Origin of the sequence: Paenibacillus sp., assembly GCF_035645235.1 — a bacterium.
In the GTDB taxonomy this organism is placed as follows: domain Bacteria; phylum Bacillota; class Bacilli; order Paenibacillales; family YIM-B00363; genus Paenibacillus_AE.
In genome coordinates, this window is record NZ_DASQMZ010000137.1 from 20,605 (window position 1) to 34,464 (window position 13,860).

A 13,860-nucleotide genomic window follows, 5' to 3' on the forward strand; every position below is an offset into this window, starting at 1 on the left:
CCTTGCCAGTATTCTCCCGGCTTCCCTCCTCTTGCCATCAGGCACTCCTTTATGATTAGACTCCGCCTTCGGCCAAAAAGTTTCATGTACCCCAATATATCGGCAAATCCCGACATAAACTTAATAAAGTCAGGTTAACAAAAAAAACCTATTGCAACGCGAAGGGCGCCCGCCGATTGGCGAGCGCCCGAAGCCCAAGCGTAAAATTCCTACTTTAAAGAAAGCAGCCGCTGCACGAAGTTGATGACCGGCCGACGGCTCTTGTGCACGATGCCGATCAGCTCCGCGCCGATCTGCAGTACGAGCAACGTGACGGCCATGACGATCAGCGCCACCCATTGCGCGACCGTCGAGAGCAGGATCGCGCTGAGCGCGAACATCGCCGCGATGCCGTAGATGGCGAGCACCGAGTTGCGGTGGCTCAAGCCGAGCGCCAAGAAGCAATGGTGCAGATGGTTCTTGTCGGCCGCGGAGATCGGCGTCTTGTTCAGCGTCCGGCGGACGATCGCGAAGAACGTATCCGACAGCGGAACGCCAAGAATAAAGATCGGCACGACGAACGAGACGAGCGTCGCTTGTTTAAAGCCAAGGACGGACAGCGCCGCCAAGCTGAAGCCGAGGAACAATGCGCCGGAGTCGCCCATGAAAATCTTCGCCGGATGAAAATTAAAGAACAAGAAGCCCAGGATGCTGCCGAGCAAGACGGCGCTCAATACCGCGACCGTCACGTTGCCCATGATCAGCGCCAAGACGAAGATCGTACCCGTCGCGATGGCGGAGACGCCGGCCGCGAGGCCGTCGAGCCCGTCGATCAGGTTGATCGCGTTCGTGACGCCGACGATCCAGAAGATCGTGATCGGGATGCTGAGCCAACCCATCGAGGCGCCGTCGCCGAACGGCAGCGTCACGAAGTCGACCTTCACGCCGAACGAAACGACGACGCTGGCTGCGGCGATTTGCCCGAGCAGCTTGATCTTCGGCGACAAGTCGAAACGATCGTCCAGCGCGCCCACGATCGTCACGATCGTGCCGCCGAGCAGCAAGCCCCATATGACGTTCGGCTTCTCGCCGCCGATGAGCGGCAGCGCGACGAGCAGCGCCCCCATGAACGCAAGGTAAATCGCGAGCCCGCCGAGGCGGGGCATAATCCGCGTATGTACCTTCCTCTGATTCGGCGCGTCTACGGCGCCGACCCGGATGGCGAAACGTTTGACGAGCGGCGTCATTCCGAGCGCCAACGCAAGCGCTGCGGCAAATCCAATGATATATGCAGGTTCCATCTCTCTGTGATTCCACCCCTTCGAAAGCTGACAGTGCCCATTATACTCCTGCCGTGTTCCGGAAAGCCAGCGCGGATGAGGACGGTTTTGAACCGTTTCGAGCGGTTTTCAGAGCATTTTCAGAAAGTTTTCATTCCGGATTCAATGCGGGCGGCGCTTTTCGCCGAAAAGCATCACTTTAAGCGCAAACTTCGGCAATGCGAGCATGCGTCTCCAACGCGTCGGCTGAAGGAGCAATCGGTGCAGCCATTCCAATCCCGCCTTCTGCATCCATACCGGCGCGCGCTTGAGCTTCCCGGACATGACGTCGAAGCTGCCCCCGACGCCGATCATAACGGGCACGTTCAGCCGATGATGATGTTTCGCGATCCATGGGTCTTGCGTGTCCGTGGCCCGGCCGACCAAGAGCAAATCCGGCGCCGCTTCCACGATGTCCCGCACGACCTCGTCGTCCTCCGACGGGCCGAAAAATCCGTTCCGGCAGCCGACGATGCGCAGCCCCGGGTACGTCTCGACGATGCGATCCCGCGCCGCCTCGATCAGTTCCTGCGACGTGCCGAGCAAGTATACCCGCCAGTGCTCGCGCGCCCCGACGGCGAACAGCTCCTGCACGAGATCGAACCCGGCGACGCGTTCGGCCACCGGCTTCCCCAGCCGCCGCGCGGCCCATACGAGCCCCGCGCCGTCCGGCACGACGAGATCGGCCTCTTGCAGCATCCGAAGGAAGCTCTCGTCCTCGAATCCGGTCATAAACATAATCGGATTCGCCGTCACGACGTGCGTCGGCCGCTTCGCGCGCACCGCCTCCGTCAAATAGGCGACCGTGCGCTGCATGTCCATCTTGGACACCTTCACGCCGAACAAGCTGACCGTCTCGGGAACCGCAATCGACTTTTCCATCGTATTCACCGCACCCACCGCATCCGTTGTTACCATATTCGACCAACCTTATATACGCAACCCGCGAAAGATTTGTTGCGCGGGAAGGCGAGAATTTTGTTGCATTTCCTCGATTTGCGCGGACTTGCCCCGGTACCAATCAGCTTTCCCGAGTTCGAGCGTTCGTAAAACCGCCGCCGTCAACGCATCGGGGCGAAGCGAGTCCGCGTCGCCGGCGGGCGCTTCACCGAGCCGTCTCATAAATTGGTCGATCTTCGGGTCGTAGGAGACGGCGATCGGCGGCACGCCGGCGGTAGCGGCGTAGATCAATGAATGCAGGCGCATGCCGACGAGCGCGTCGCAGCCCGCGACCGCCCGCAGCATGTCGCGCGGATGCGCGGCGCCCGGGTGCAGCTCGACCCGGGCCGCAGGGACGCCGGCGGCGGCGAGCTTCGCCGCCACGTAATCGGACGCCTGCTTGTCCGACGGCAGGTGGAACGGCAGCAGCGCGAGCGTCGCGTCGGGACGTGCCTGCAGCGCCGCGGCGAGCGCGTCCGAGATCGCGTCCAGCTCGCGCCGATCGCCGCGCCAGAAGCGCACCGAGACGCCGATCCGCGGAGCGTCGTCGGATCGAACGTCGCCGCGTACTCCTGCGGCGCCGTCCCGCGCCAGCTCGAGCCCCATGCCCATGACCGGGTCCGGCACGACGTCGATGCGCTCCGCCGGGACGCCGAACGACGCGACGAGCGCCTTCGATTCCTCGTCCCGCACGGAGACGTATCGGCACGCCTCGAAGGCCGAGCGAATCATCGGACCGAAGCGAACGCGATCGCGGATCGGGCCGACACCCTGCGCGTAAATATACGTCGGCACCCGGAGCCAGCGCGCGAGGCGCAGTACGGCCAAGTAATACAGCATCGACTTCGCGCTCGTGACGTCCTGCAGCAGGCTGCCGCCGCCGCTGATGAGCGCGTCCGCGCGCCGGAGCGCGCCGAGCAGCGCCAGCGGGCGCATCCGGTGCGCCGCCTCCACGCCGTGCAGCCGCGCCGTCTCCGCCGGGTCGCCGGACAGCACGACGATGCGGAGCGCGACGCCCGCCTCGCGCGCCTCGTCCCGCAGCGCCGCGACGATCGCGTGGAGCACCGCCTCGTCGCCGCTGTTCGCGAAGCCGTAATAGCCGGAGACGACTATCGTTCGAGATATGCCGTCCATCGCGACCATCCTTTCTCAAGCAAGCGCCAGAGCGCAATCAAGACGAGACCGATCGCGAGGCCGAACGCGAGACCATAGCAGACGCGAATGAAAGAAATCGCAAGCGGCGTATGCAGATGCGCGAACGTATCGACGATCGACAGCTGCCCCACCGAGCCGAGCGCGATCAACAGCAGCCCCAGCTTGCGGCGCGCGCCGGCGGCGAGGTAGACGCCCAGCACGAAGGCCGGGTGGGCGAGCAGAAACTCCTTCGTCCTCGGTCGGACGCCGAGCGTATCCTGCAGCGCGGCGCGGAACATGCGCTCGACGCTCGACGTCGTGCCGGCGTTGCCCGTCCGCGACAAGTAGTATAGCGCCGCGACGCCGGCGACGGCCGCCAGCGCGACCCACAGCACGGTAATATTCGTCGTCAGGAACGAGAGCACCCGCCGAGCTACGCCGCGCAGGCTCTCTTCCCCGTGGAAAAACAGCACGTAAGCGAACGCCAGCGCGATCGGGACGAGATGAAGCGCGCTCACGCCCCGATACTGCCGCAGCACATATAAATACGTCACGTGATCGAGCAGCGCGACGATATAGGCGATGCCGACGAACGAGATCGCCGAGGCGGCCGCGAGCAGCAGGGCGGCTCGTCCGACGGCGGAGCCGCCGCGGGCGCCCCCGGCGTCGGCGCGCCGGACGGCGTATACCGTCGCCAGCGTCGCGGACGCGATGCCGGCGCCGAGCGCCAATCCTTGCGATAGCAGCGTAGTCGACAGAACGAATAAGCCGGCGGAGCCCGCCAGACCGATCGCGAAAGCAGCCAGCATGAGCCGCGGGAAGAACACGCCGACGGCCAGCGCGATAAGCGCGACCGCTCCCGCCGTCACGAGCGCCTTCAAGACGAGCGCGACGCCGCCCGGTAAGCCGTCGCCGACGCGGAACGGCTCCGCGATGCCGACCGTAAAGCCGTTCTCCTGAATGCGCGCGATCGCGCCTTCCGGCCCTTCCAGGCTCTTCACCAAATTCGCCACGGTGTCCTTACGGATGCCGAGCGACGTGTCGAGCGAAGCCGCCGTGTTCAGGAAGATCATCCGGATATTCCGATCCTGCGCCGCGAGCGCGAACCGGTCGGCCAAATCCTCGGGCGCCATGTTCGACAGGTTGGGCGGCAGCGAATGCAGGCGCACGACGTTATAGTCGGTCAGGTGCGCCAGCTTGCCGAGCCCGACCTGCGGCCTCGACATCTCGACCGTCGCGAGGCCGATGCCGTATTTGTTCATCAGCTCGGCCATCACTGTCAACGAATCCGATGCCGCGTCGTCGGCGGCGCCGGTGACGGACGTCCCCTCGAAAATGATCCGGTTCACGCCGTACGCCGCCAGGTCCGCCAGCATCGCTTCCGTCCGTTCCGGGTCGAACGGCTGCCGTTGATCGCTGAGACGCGCGACAAGATGAAAGCCTAACGCCTGCAGCTCCGCCATCGTGATCGGATCCGGGTCGAGCGCCTGCAGCAGCGCCTCGTCCTTCGGCATCGCGAGCTCGATGCCGGGGATGTCGCCGAAATTCCAGGGCACCGCCTCGACGCCGAGCCGCCCGAACGCGTCGACGACCATCGGCCGGATGATGTCCTCCGACGTCCCTCCGAGAAACAGCACGTACGTGCTCTTCTCGTTCGCGGATAAGCGGAACTCGGTCAACAGCGCCGCTTCCGCGGAGGACAGCGTCTGCACGCGTCCGCTCAGCTCCAGCTCGCGAAGCGAGCTCTCGTAGACCGCCATCGAATGCACGCCCGCGCGCTTAAGTTCAAGCAGCCTGTCCAGCATATAATCCGCCGGCTTGCTGCGGTACGACGACACCTCGAGCAAATCCCGGTAATCGAACACGAATTCCACGGTGTCGGCCGTAGTCTCCGTGCCCTGCCGCACGAAGGCGAACGGGAGCGAGGCCAACAGGCCGGCCAGCGTCATCGTCACGAGCGCGAGCTTCGCCCGCCGGCTCCATCTTTCATACAAAGCCAACAAGTATAACACTCCTTAGAAAATGTCTTAGGATATGGGAGCAGCCGCCGTCCGGCTCCGATTCGAGCGCGGACTCGGCGGCTGCAAGGCAGCATCTCAAAAAAATTCAGCGGGACTTCCGTCAGATCGCGGCGTCCACGCGGGCCATGACGTCCGCCGTCAACGCCTCGAGCTTCGATCGAGCGCCGGCCTCGTCGGCGCCGCGCACCGCGAAATACATCTTAATCTTCGGCTCGGTGCCGGACGGGCGGAGGCAAAACCAAGAGCCGTCCTCGAGCTCGTATTTTAGGACATTTTCCAAGGGAAGCCCGTGCACGTCCTCCAGATAGTCGAAGCGGCGCGCGACGTTCAGCCCTGCGATCGAAGCCGGCGCGCCGGCACGCCAGGCGTCCATCAGCCCGCGCATCTTCTCGAGGCCGTCTTTGCCCTTCAGCGTACGGGACTGCAGCCCTTCCAAATAATAGCCGTGGCGTTCGTACAGCCGCTGAAGCACGTCGTACAGCGTCAGGCCTTGCCGCTTGTAATACAGGGCCGCCTCGGCCGTCAGCAACGAAGCGACGACGGCATCCTTGTCTCGCGCGTACGTGCCGGCCAGGTAGCCGTAGCTCTCCTCGTACCCGAACACGAAAGAATATTCGCCCGTCTTCTCGAAGGCGGTCATTTTCTCGCCGATATACTTAAAGCCCGTCAGCGTGTTCAGCACCTCGGCGCCGTAATGGCGCGCCACGGCCGCGCCGAGCTCGCTCGTCACGATCGTCTTAATGACGACCGGCTTCGGCGGCATCGCGCCGCGGACCGTCAAACTCTCCAGCAAGTATTCGCACAGGATCGCGCCCGTCTGATTGCCGGTGAGCACGACGTAAGCACCCCCTGCATCCTTCACGACGGCGCCGACGCGGTCGCAATCGGGATCCGTCCCGAGCAGCAGCTCCGCGCCGGTCCGCTCCGCGAGCGCGATGGCCAGCGCGAACGCGTCCCGCTCCTCCGGGTTCGGGGACTTCACCGTGGAAAACTCCGCGTCCGGCAGCTCTTGCTCCGGCACGACGGTCACGTCGTCGAAGCCGGCCGCCGCGAGCGCCGCGCGCACGGGCACATTGCCCGAGCCGTGCAGCGGCGTGTACACGACGCTGAGCGTCACGCCGTCCGCGGCCGCTTCGCGCGCCAACCCCGGGTTCGGGCTGGCGCCGACGACCGCGCGGACGTACGCCTCGTCGACGGACGTCCCGAGCCACACGAGCAGGCCGGCCGCTTCGGCGGCGGCGCGCTCGGCGCGAACGACGTCGCGGAACAGATCGACCGAGGCGATCTCGGCCATGACGCGCTCCGCCGCGTCCGGCACGAGCTGACCGCCGTCGCTGCCGTATACTTTATATCCGTTATATTCCGGCGGATTATGAGACGCCGTCACGACGATGCCTCCGGTCGCGCCGAGATGGCGCACCGCGAACGACAGCTCCGGCGTCGGGCGCAGGCTTTCGAACACGTACGCCTTCACGCCGTTGCCCGCCAGCACGAGCGCCGCCTCCAGCGCGAACTCGGGCGACATTCGGCGCGAATCGTACGCGATGGCGACCGATCCGCCGTCCCCCGCGAGCGAGCGAACGTATTGCGCGAAGCCCTGCGTGGCGCGGCCGACCGTATATCGGTTCATCCGGTTCGTGCCCGCGCCGATGACGCCGCGCAGCCCGCCCGTGCCGAATTCGAGCTCCCGGTAAAAGCGATCCTCGATCTCCTTCTCCTGCCCCTCGAGCGCCCGAAGCTCCGCCTTCGTCGCCTCGTCCACGCCCTCGTCCGTCAACCACCCGCGATACGCCGCCTCCACCGCGCCGTACGTCATCGTCCCATCCCCTTCCGAAAATGAAAATACCGCTGTATGTACCTTATACGTTCTGAAGCGAAAACATGAGCTCGGCTTCCGCCACCGTCTTTCCGTCGACGGTCGCGACGCCGGCGCCTTTGCCGATCGAGCCCTTCCAACGCGTAATCTGCACCTCGAGGCGCAGCGTATCCCCCGGCACGACCATGCCGCGGAACCGCGCGTTGTCGATGCCCGCGAAGAAGCCGATCTTGCCCCGGTTCTCCTCCACGCTCATCAAGGCCACCGAGCCGACCTGCGCCAAGGCTTCAATAATAAGTACGCCCGGCATGACCGGAAATTGCGGGAAGTGTCCGACGAAATGCGGCTCGTTCATCGATACGTTCTTAAGACCGACGGCGCGTACCCCCGCCTCTACCTCGAGAATGCGATCGATCAATAAGAAAGGCGGCCGATGCGGAATAAGTTCCTGAATTTGTCTAGCGTCAAGCATAATCCATCCTCCTTCGGATACAATAACCATTGTCCCTTCGCTCGTCTGCAGCGGCGAAGGTTCATATAAGAGGGCGCCGAATCCCGTCCTGAAGCGGCGGGCGGCGCCCTTTTCTTCCTAACCCACATCATTATACCGTTCCGAAAAGGAAAAAAAAACTCCCTCCGTCCGGAGGGAGCGAACCTTCTCATTGTTCCGCGAACACCAAATCCAGCATATGCTTCCATGTTTCCCATTCCAGCACGTCTGCCGGGTCCCCGCCGCCGAATCGCACATACCCGATCTGCAGCCCGGCGTATACGCCGACGACCAACAGCAGAGGAAAAAGCAGCATTCGGCAAATCTTTAATGCGATGCGCAGCCCCTTAGGCAGCGGCTTGCGTTTGGGCTTCGTTTGTTTTGCGTTGGACATGCGTCTCACACCCTGGGCTTGCAACTTATACGCGCAAGTTATTCGTAAGGCTCATCATCGTGTCGCTGGAGGTAATCGCCCGCGCGTTCAATTGATACGCCCGCTGCACGGTCATCAATTCCGTCATCTCGTCCGTCAGGCTGACGTTGGATTGCTCCAGGAAGCCCTGCCGCACCGCGATCTTCCGCGCCTCGTTGGCGTTGTTCGTGGCGATGTCCACCGTCTCCAACACGCCCTCCGGATCCGTACCCGGCGGCAAGCGGAACAGGTTGTTCCCCTCGTTCACGAGCGCTTGCGGACGAAGCGCGCGCACGATCTTCAGCTGCCCGACGAAGATGGGCTCCGCTTCCGGCACCGCGTTGTTCGTCGCGAACACGCGTCCCTCTTCGTCGATGCGCGCCGTATGATTCAGCGGAATTTGGATCGGACCGTCTACCGAGCTCATCACCCGCTCGCCTTGCTGCGTCGCCAGCATCAGCACGCCCGGGTTCGCCGGGTCGTACGTCAGCTGGAACGAGCCGTCGCGCGTCCAGGCGGTCATCGGGGCTCCGTTCTCGTCCAAGACGTCGCGCTGAATTTCGAACAGGCCTTCGCCCTCGATTCCGAGGTCGTACGGATTGCCGGTCGTCTGCAGCGCCGCTTGCTCCATCGCGATTTCGATCTGCCCGATCTTCGCGCCCCAGCCCTGCGGGAAGCCGAGCGGCGTCAACCGCCCGTCCTGCTCGAAGCCGGGAGGCTGTTGATATACGTTCGTCAGAATATCTTGGAACGACGCTTCCCGGCGTTTATATCCGGTCGTGTTTACGTTCGCGATATTATGCGCGATCACATCCAGCTTCTGCTGAATCGATTGCATCGACACGAACGCGTTAATCATCGATCGGTTCATACGCGGCCCACCTCGTTGACGGCTTTCTCCAAGCTCTTATCGATAAACTGCACCATCCGCTGGTTCGCTTCGTACGCGCGCGAGGCGGCCATCAGGTCGATCGTCGTTTGGGTCGGGTCGACGTTGGATCGCTCGATATACCCTTGGAACACTTCCACGTCGTCCTCCGGCGCCACCGCCCCCGGCGCTTCGTCGCCCGGCGGCAAGCGGAAGTTGCCGTTCCCCTCGCGAATGAGCCGGTTCGGGTTGTCGATGCGCGCGACGAGGAACGCGAGCGGCGCTTCGTTCTCATCCAGAAGCGGCGCGCCCGTCACGCCGTCGATCAGCTGTCCGGCGGGCGTAATTTGCACTTCGGAGACGTTGCGGTCGAAGCGAATCGGACGGCGTTCGGAGTCGAGCACGAGATAGCCGTCGGACGTAACGAGCTGCCCCGCCGCATCGATCGTAAACTTGCCGTTCCGCGTGTATTGCTCCTCGCCGGTCGCCGTGCGCACCGCGAACATCGCTTGCGGCTGGAATTGGACCTCGCCGTCCGGCGACACGTATTTCCCGGACGCGTCGAACGCGGCGCCGGGCACTTGGATGTTGGAGACGATCGCGAAGTCGGACAAATCGCGGGTTTCCATCAAGTCGCCCTGCAAATATATCGCCGGCGCCTCCTCGGCGAAGACGCCCGTATGCAGACGCCCCAGCTCGGATACCTTCGCGTTCGTGCCGTCCCCGCCGCCGACGAGGGCGATGAGCATCTCCGGGAACGCGCGCTGCACCGCGGAGTTCGCCTTATATCCGGGGGTGTTCAGGTTGGCGATATTGTTCGTCACGGTGTCGTGCCGCCGTTGGTTCGCGATCATGCCGGCCGCGGCCGTATTCAGTCCACGCAGCATTCGAATCTTCCTCCCGTGGGTCCATGCCCGATAGGCTTGTCCTATTGTTATCGGATTCGTACGCCCGATCGATTAGCGCGGTCTGCGAGAAACTTTATCCAAGTTGTCCAGCATGATGCCCGTTCCCTTGACGACGCAATGCATCGGGTCCTCGGCGATGAGCACCGGCACCTTCAGCTCGTCCATCATTAATTGATCGAGCCCGTGCAGCAGCGCGCCGCCGCCGGTCAAGATGACGCCGCGGTCGATGATGTCCGCCGACAGCTCCGGCGGCGTTCGTTCCAACACCGTCTTCGCCGAGACGACGATCGACGCGACCGGCTCCCACAGCGCTTCGCGCACTTCGCGCGACTGGATCGTGATGGTGAGCGGCAAGCCGCTGACCATATCGCGCCCCCGAATGTCGATCTCCTCTTGGCGCCCTTGCGGATCGACCGACCCGACCTTCACCTTGATGTCCTCGCTCGTGCGTTCGCCGATAAGCAGCTTGTACTTGTCTTTAATATATTTCATAATGGCCGCATCGAACTTGTCCCCCGCGACTTTAATGGAAGAAGCGGTCACGATGTCCCCCATGGAGAGGACGGCGACATCGGTCGTGCCGCCCCCGATGTCGACGACCATGTTCCCGCTCGGTTGGAAAATGTCCATCCCGGCGCCGACCGCGGCCGCCTTCGGTTCTTCCTCGAGGAACACTTCCTTGGCCCCGCTCCGTTCCGCCGCTTCTTGAATGGCTTTCTTCTCGACGGAGGTGATGTTGGTCGGCGCGCAAATCAAAATGCGCGGATGGCTGTACCACCGCTTGCCGCCGACTCGATTGATAAAGTGCTTCAACATCATCTCCGTAATTTCGAAGTCCGCGATGACGCCGTCCTTCAGCGGCCTGACCGCGACGATATTGCCCGGGGTACGGCCGACCATTCGTCTCGCTTCCTCGCCCACGGCAAGAACTCGTTTCGTCTCGCTTTCGATGGCGACGACGGAAGGCTCGTCAAGGACGACGCCGCGTCCCTTGACATGTATGAGAACGTTGGCCGTCCCCAGATCAATACCGATATCTTTGCCAAACATTCAAGAATCCTCCTCGCGGCGCGTTCGCGCATGCCACCGCGCGAACGTCCGATGCACCATATTAAGCTCGTTAACTATTAAAGTATTCGCTGCGAACAAGCAAAATCCTCTTTTGGGAGAAGGGAAACTTGAGATCATGGCGCGGAGCGAACGTGCCTACGGGCGCTAGGAACGTCCGGATAAGACGGGAGCCGGCTTTGCCTTCGTTTTCTTGTACTTGATTTTCGTCGCTTCGCCCCCCCGCAGGTGGCGGATGGACTTATGATACTCCAGGATCGTCTTCACCTGATTGGCCAGCTCCGGGTTGATTTCCGGCAGACGCTCGGTGAGATCCTTGTGCACCGTGCTTTTCGAAACGCCGAACTCTTTCGCAATCGTACGGACCGTATTCTTCGTTTCCACTATGCTGCGCCCGATTTTGATCGTTCGCTCCTTAATGTAATCGTGCACACCCCTCGCCTCCCTGTGATCGAGATGTTTGGTACAGTATATTGAGGGGTTTCCGCACTTATTCTTTATTGCCAAGCCTGACAAGCCTTTCTTTGAAAAAAAAGAGAGCGGCGCCGATATCGGCGCCGCGCGGATCGATGCTTTTATTGTTCGATGTAGTCTTCCGGATTGACCGGCTGTCCGTTCTCCCACACTTCGAAATGAACGTGGTTGCCGAGATCTTTCTCGAGCTCGTTGCGGCCGGACGTCGCGATGACGTCGCCCTTGCCGACTTCGTCCCCTTGCGCCACCTTCACTTGGTCGACGCTCGCATAGACGGTGCTGAGCCCGTTATCGTGCGAAATCTCGATCAGGTACCCGACGACCGGCACTTGCTCGACGCGCGTGACGGTTCCGCTCATCGCGGCCAGAACGTCGAACGCTTCGTTGTTTTGGCTGGCGAGATCGATGCCGTAGTGCGGCGTGAACGTGTCGCCGTATTCCACCATGGCCGCCTGATTGTCCTCGTTCGTGTTGTTGACGTCGAAGAAGCCGAGAATGACCTCAAGGCTCGAGTGATCTTGCACCGGCCAGCCGAGCGTTTCCGCTTCCGCCGTGACCGCGACCGCATCCGGCTCGCTCGTCTCGCCGGAGACGTCTCCGGTGACGTCGAGGTTCAGCTGGCTTTCGTCCACCGGCTTCTTGGCGGAATCTTGGTACACCCACATCAGGGTTAGGATGATTGCCGCAGCCGCGAGATACGTAGCCGGGAACACCCATTTCTTGCCGAGCAGTCGTTTCCAGAACGAGCCCGACGCGCTTCTCCCTTCGACAGGACGGGATGCTTGAGTTTGCTCCCCCTGCAAAGGCTGAATCTTGTTATCATCTTTCATTTCTATCACCTCAGTAGCCATTGTTGCCACAGCGAACTCTTTTATACGTGGCTTCGCGAGGTGATAGAAAAAATATTTTCCGCCGTTTTACAGCGCTTCGATCCGTACGCCCTGATAGTAATATAGTAAGATTTCTTCCGCGGACCGCCCTTCCTTCGCCATGCCGTTGGCTCCCCACTGGCTAAGACCGACGCCGTGCCCGTAGCCCTCGGTTCGGAACGTAATGCGCCCGTCCGCCGCCTCCCAGACGAAGTCGGTCGAGGGGAGCCCCAGCTTCTCGCGCACCTCGCGGCCCGTAAATCGTTTTCCGGCGATGCGAACGGACAGCACGCGGCCGCTGTCGGATCGCTCCTCGAGCACGATCGCCGGAGCGGTTGAGCGTACGGGAAGTCCTAGACTGCGATAAAAAGCGTTATAGTCGAACACCGTCTCTCGTTCGTAGTTCGGCGCATACCGCTCGTCCCAAGGGGAAGCGACGCTTCGCAAATACGGGATCTCCTCTTGCCAATACAGCTCGGAGTCCTCCGTATACCCGTTGGAGGTCGAGAAGAACGTCGCTTCGATCGGCCGTCCGTCATAGGTTAGCACAAGCCCCTTCGTCTCGTTGACCGCGCGGGTGAGCTTGTCGATATTGCGCGCATAAGCGAAAAATCCCCACCGCTCCCGCAGTTTCTCTTCCGTCGCGAACGCCTGATGCGCCACCGTATCGGTGACGAGCGCATGCCCGGCGCCGGGCGGCATGTCCGTCGGCGCGCCGGACGCCAGCCTCCGCGCCACATACGTGCGGGCCGCGATCGCCTGCGCCTTGAGCGCCTCGAGTTCGAAATCGACTGGCATTTCCGCGGCCACGACGCCCCGGACGTACAACTCTAGCGGAACCTCGACCGTCTCGCGTCGGTCGGTGATGTACACGGGGACGACAATCGACGCTTGCTCGACCGCCAGCTCCTCTTTGGGCTGCAGCGACGGAAGCTCCGGGGGCACCCACGTTTCGAAACGATTTACTAGAATGGCCGGGACGAGGAGCATGACGGCCAAGAACGCCGCGGCGGCCGCCGCCCCGGTCAGCCAGCGCCCCGCGCGGCCCGGCCGATGGCGTAACACTCGCATAGTCGTTTGCCTCCCGTTCTCTTCCCTTCTATTCTATGATCGACGCCTTCTTGCTAGAACCGTCCGGTCGAACCCGAATCGCGCTAAAAAAAGGGTCGCCCACCGGCAGACTCGCGTCTGCGGGGACAACCCTTCCGTTCCCTCGTTTCTGGATCGTTACGCCATCGAGGGCGATATTTGCGGAGAGAAGAACGGTACGCCTTGCTCCTCTTCTTCCACCGCCAAAGCCGCCTCTACGCGCTCCACGTCGGCGCCGAGCCGGCGCAGCTTGCCGGCGATATCGACGTAGCCTCGATCGAGATGATGCAAACCGGTCACTTCGGTTTCGCCTTCCGCCGCAAGCGCGGCGAGAATGAGCGCGGCGCCCGCGCGCAGATCGGTAGCGCATACCTTCGCGCCCTTCAGCGCCGCGTTGCCTTTGATGACGGCCGATCGTCCGTCCACCTTAATTTGCGCGTTCATGCTTTTGAACTCGTCGACATGCATAAACCG

The 13,860-nt window shown here is 62.6% G+C and carries 13 protein-coding genes and 1 pseudogene; all 14 read right to left on the reverse strand.

Translation table 11 applies throughout. The features are described 5' to 3' along the window. Window positions 1–209: 209 nt before the first annotated feature. Complete coding sequence (locus VEZ38_RS13550; protein WP_324894236.1) at window positions 210–1,280, reverse strand: MraY family glycosyltransferase; 1,071 nt, start codon at window positions 1,278–1,280, stop codon at window positions 210–212. Window positions 1,281–1,421: 141 nt separating this feature from the next. Next, on the reverse strand, window positions 1,422–2,216 hold the full coding sequence (locus VEZ38_RS13555) for a WecB/TagA/CpsF family glycosyltransferase (protein WP_324894238.1): 795 nt from the start codon (window positions 2,214–2,216) through the stop codon (window positions 1,422–1,424). Window positions 2,217–2,228: 12 nt separating this feature from the next. Then, window positions 2,229–3,371, reverse strand: coding sequence for a polysaccharide pyruvyl transferase CsaB (csaB, locus tag VEZ38_RS13560; protein ID WP_324894240.1), 1,143 nt, complete (start codon window positions 3,369–3,371; stop codon window positions 2,229–2,231). Continuing rightward, window positions 3,347–5,371 (reverse strand): DUF5693 family protein, encoded by a 2,025-nt coding sequence (locus tag VEZ38_RS13565; protein ID WP_324894242.1) that lies wholly within the window; start codon window positions 5,369–5,371, stop codon window positions 3,347–3,349. The genes csaB and VEZ38_RS13565 overlap by 25 nt, the downstream gene beginning before the upstream one ends. 121 nt (window positions 5,372–5,492) lie before the next feature. Further along, a complete protein-coding gene (locus tag VEZ38_RS13570) occupies window positions 5,493–7,208 on the reverse strand; it encodes a phospho-sugar mutase (protein ID WP_324894243.1) in 1,716 nt (571 codons plus the stop codon). 43 nt (window positions 7,209–7,251) lie between these two features. Next, window positions 7,252–7,680, reverse strand: a complete 429-nt coding sequence (gene fabZ / locus VEZ38_RS13575; protein ID WP_324894245.1) for a 3-hydroxyacyl-ACP dehydratase FabZ — start codon at window positions 7,678–7,680, stop codon at window positions 7,252–7,254. A gap of 187 nt (window positions 7,681–7,867) precedes the next feature. Beyond that, window positions 7,868–8,092, reverse strand: a complete 225-nt coding sequence (locus VEZ38_RS13580) for a DNA-directed RNA polymerase subunit beta (protein ID WP_324894247.1) — start codon at window positions 8,090–8,092, stop codon at window positions 7,868–7,870. 25 nt (window positions 8,093–8,117) lie between these two features. Continuing rightward, the gene (locus tag VEZ38_RS13585; protein ID WP_324894249.1) at window positions 8,118–8,981 is read right to left on the reverse strand and encodes a flagellar hook-basal body protein; all 864 of its coding nucleotides are present in this window, start codon (window positions 8,979–8,981) and stop codon (window positions 8,118–8,120) included. Beyond that, window positions 8,978–9,865, reverse strand: coding sequence for a flagellar hook-basal body protein (locus VEZ38_RS13590; RefSeq protein WP_324894251.1), 888 nt, complete (start codon window positions 9,863–9,865; stop codon window positions 8,978–8,980). Before VEZ38_RS13590 ends, VEZ38_RS13585 begins: the two co-directional genes overlap by 4 nt. 72 nt (window positions 9,866–9,937) lie before the next feature. Then, window positions 9,938–10,936, reverse strand: coding sequence for a rod shape-determining protein (locus VEZ38_RS13595; RefSeq protein ID WP_324894253.1), 999 nt, complete (start codon window positions 10,934–10,936; stop codon window positions 9,938–9,940). Window positions 10,937–11,101: 165 nt separating this feature from the next. Beyond that, window positions 11,102–11,386, reverse strand: coding sequence for a sporulation transcriptional regulator SpoIIID (spoIIID, locus tag VEZ38_RS13600; protein ID WP_324894255.1), 285 nt, complete (start codon window positions 11,384–11,386; stop codon window positions 11,102–11,104). A 143-nt stretch (window positions 11,387–11,529) separates the two neighbouring features. After that, window positions 11,530–12,258, reverse strand: a complete 729-nt coding sequence (locus VEZ38_RS13605; protein ID WP_324894257.1) for a M23 family metallopeptidase — start codon at window positions 12,256–12,258, stop codon at window positions 11,530–11,532. Window positions 12,259–12,345: 87 nt separating this feature from the next. After that, complete coding sequence (gene spoIID, locus VEZ38_RS13610; protein ID WP_324894259.1) at window positions 12,346–13,368, reverse strand: stage II sporulation protein D; 1,023 nt, start codon at window positions 13,366–13,368, stop codon at window positions 12,346–12,348. A gap of 156 nt (window positions 13,369–13,524) precedes the next feature. Beyond that, window positions 13,525–13,860, reverse strand: a pseudogene (locus VEZ38_RS13615) (UDP-N-acetylglucosamine 1-carboxyvinyltransferase); the annotation flags it as partial.

Bases quoted from the DNA above. Each gene is read 5' to 3' on its own strand.
- VEZ38_RS13555 (WP_324894238.1), bottom strand. From the start codon at position 2,216: ATGGTAACAACGGATGCGGTGGGTGCGGTGAATACGATGGAAAAGTCG.
- VEZ38_RS13570 (WP_324894243.1), bottom strand. From the start codon at position 7,208: ATGACGTACGGCGCGGTGGAGGCGGCGTATCGCGGGTGGTTGACGGAC.
- spoIID (WP_324894259.1), bottom strand. From the start codon at position 13,368: ATGCGAGTGTTACGCCATCGGCCGGGCCGCGCGGGGCGCTGGCTGACC.
- csaB (WP_324894240.1), bottom strand. From the start codon at position 3,371: ATGGACGGCATATCTCGAACGATAGTCGTCTCCGGCTATTACGGCTTC.
- VEZ38_RS13550 (WP_324894236.1), bottom strand. From the start codon at position 1,280: ATGGAACCTGCATATATCATTGGATTTGCCGCAGCGCTTGCGTTGGCG.
- VEZ38_RS13585 (WP_324894249.1), bottom strand. From the start codon at position 8,981: ATGAACCGATCGATGATTAACGCGTTCGTGTCGATGCAATCGATTCAG.
- VEZ38_RS13605 (WP_324894257.1), bottom strand. From the start codon at position 12,258: ATGAAAGATGATAACAAGATTCAGCCTTTGCAGGGGGAGCAAACTCAA.
- fabZ (WP_324894245.1), bottom strand. From the start codon at position 7,680: ATGCTTGACGCTAGACAAATTCAGGAACTTATTCCGCATCGGCCGCCT.
- VEZ38_RS13590 (WP_324894251.1), bottom strand. From the start codon at position 9,865: ATGCTGCGTGGACTGAATACGGCCGCGGCCGGCATGATCGCGAACCAA.
- VEZ38_RS13580 (WP_324894247.1), bottom strand. From the start codon at position 8,092: ATGTCCAACGCAAAACAAACGAAGCCCAAACGCAAGCCGCTGCCTAAG.
- VEZ38_RS13595 (WP_324894253.1), bottom strand. From the start codon at position 10,936: ATGTTTGGCAAAGATATCGGTATTGATCTGGGGACGGCCAACGTTCTC.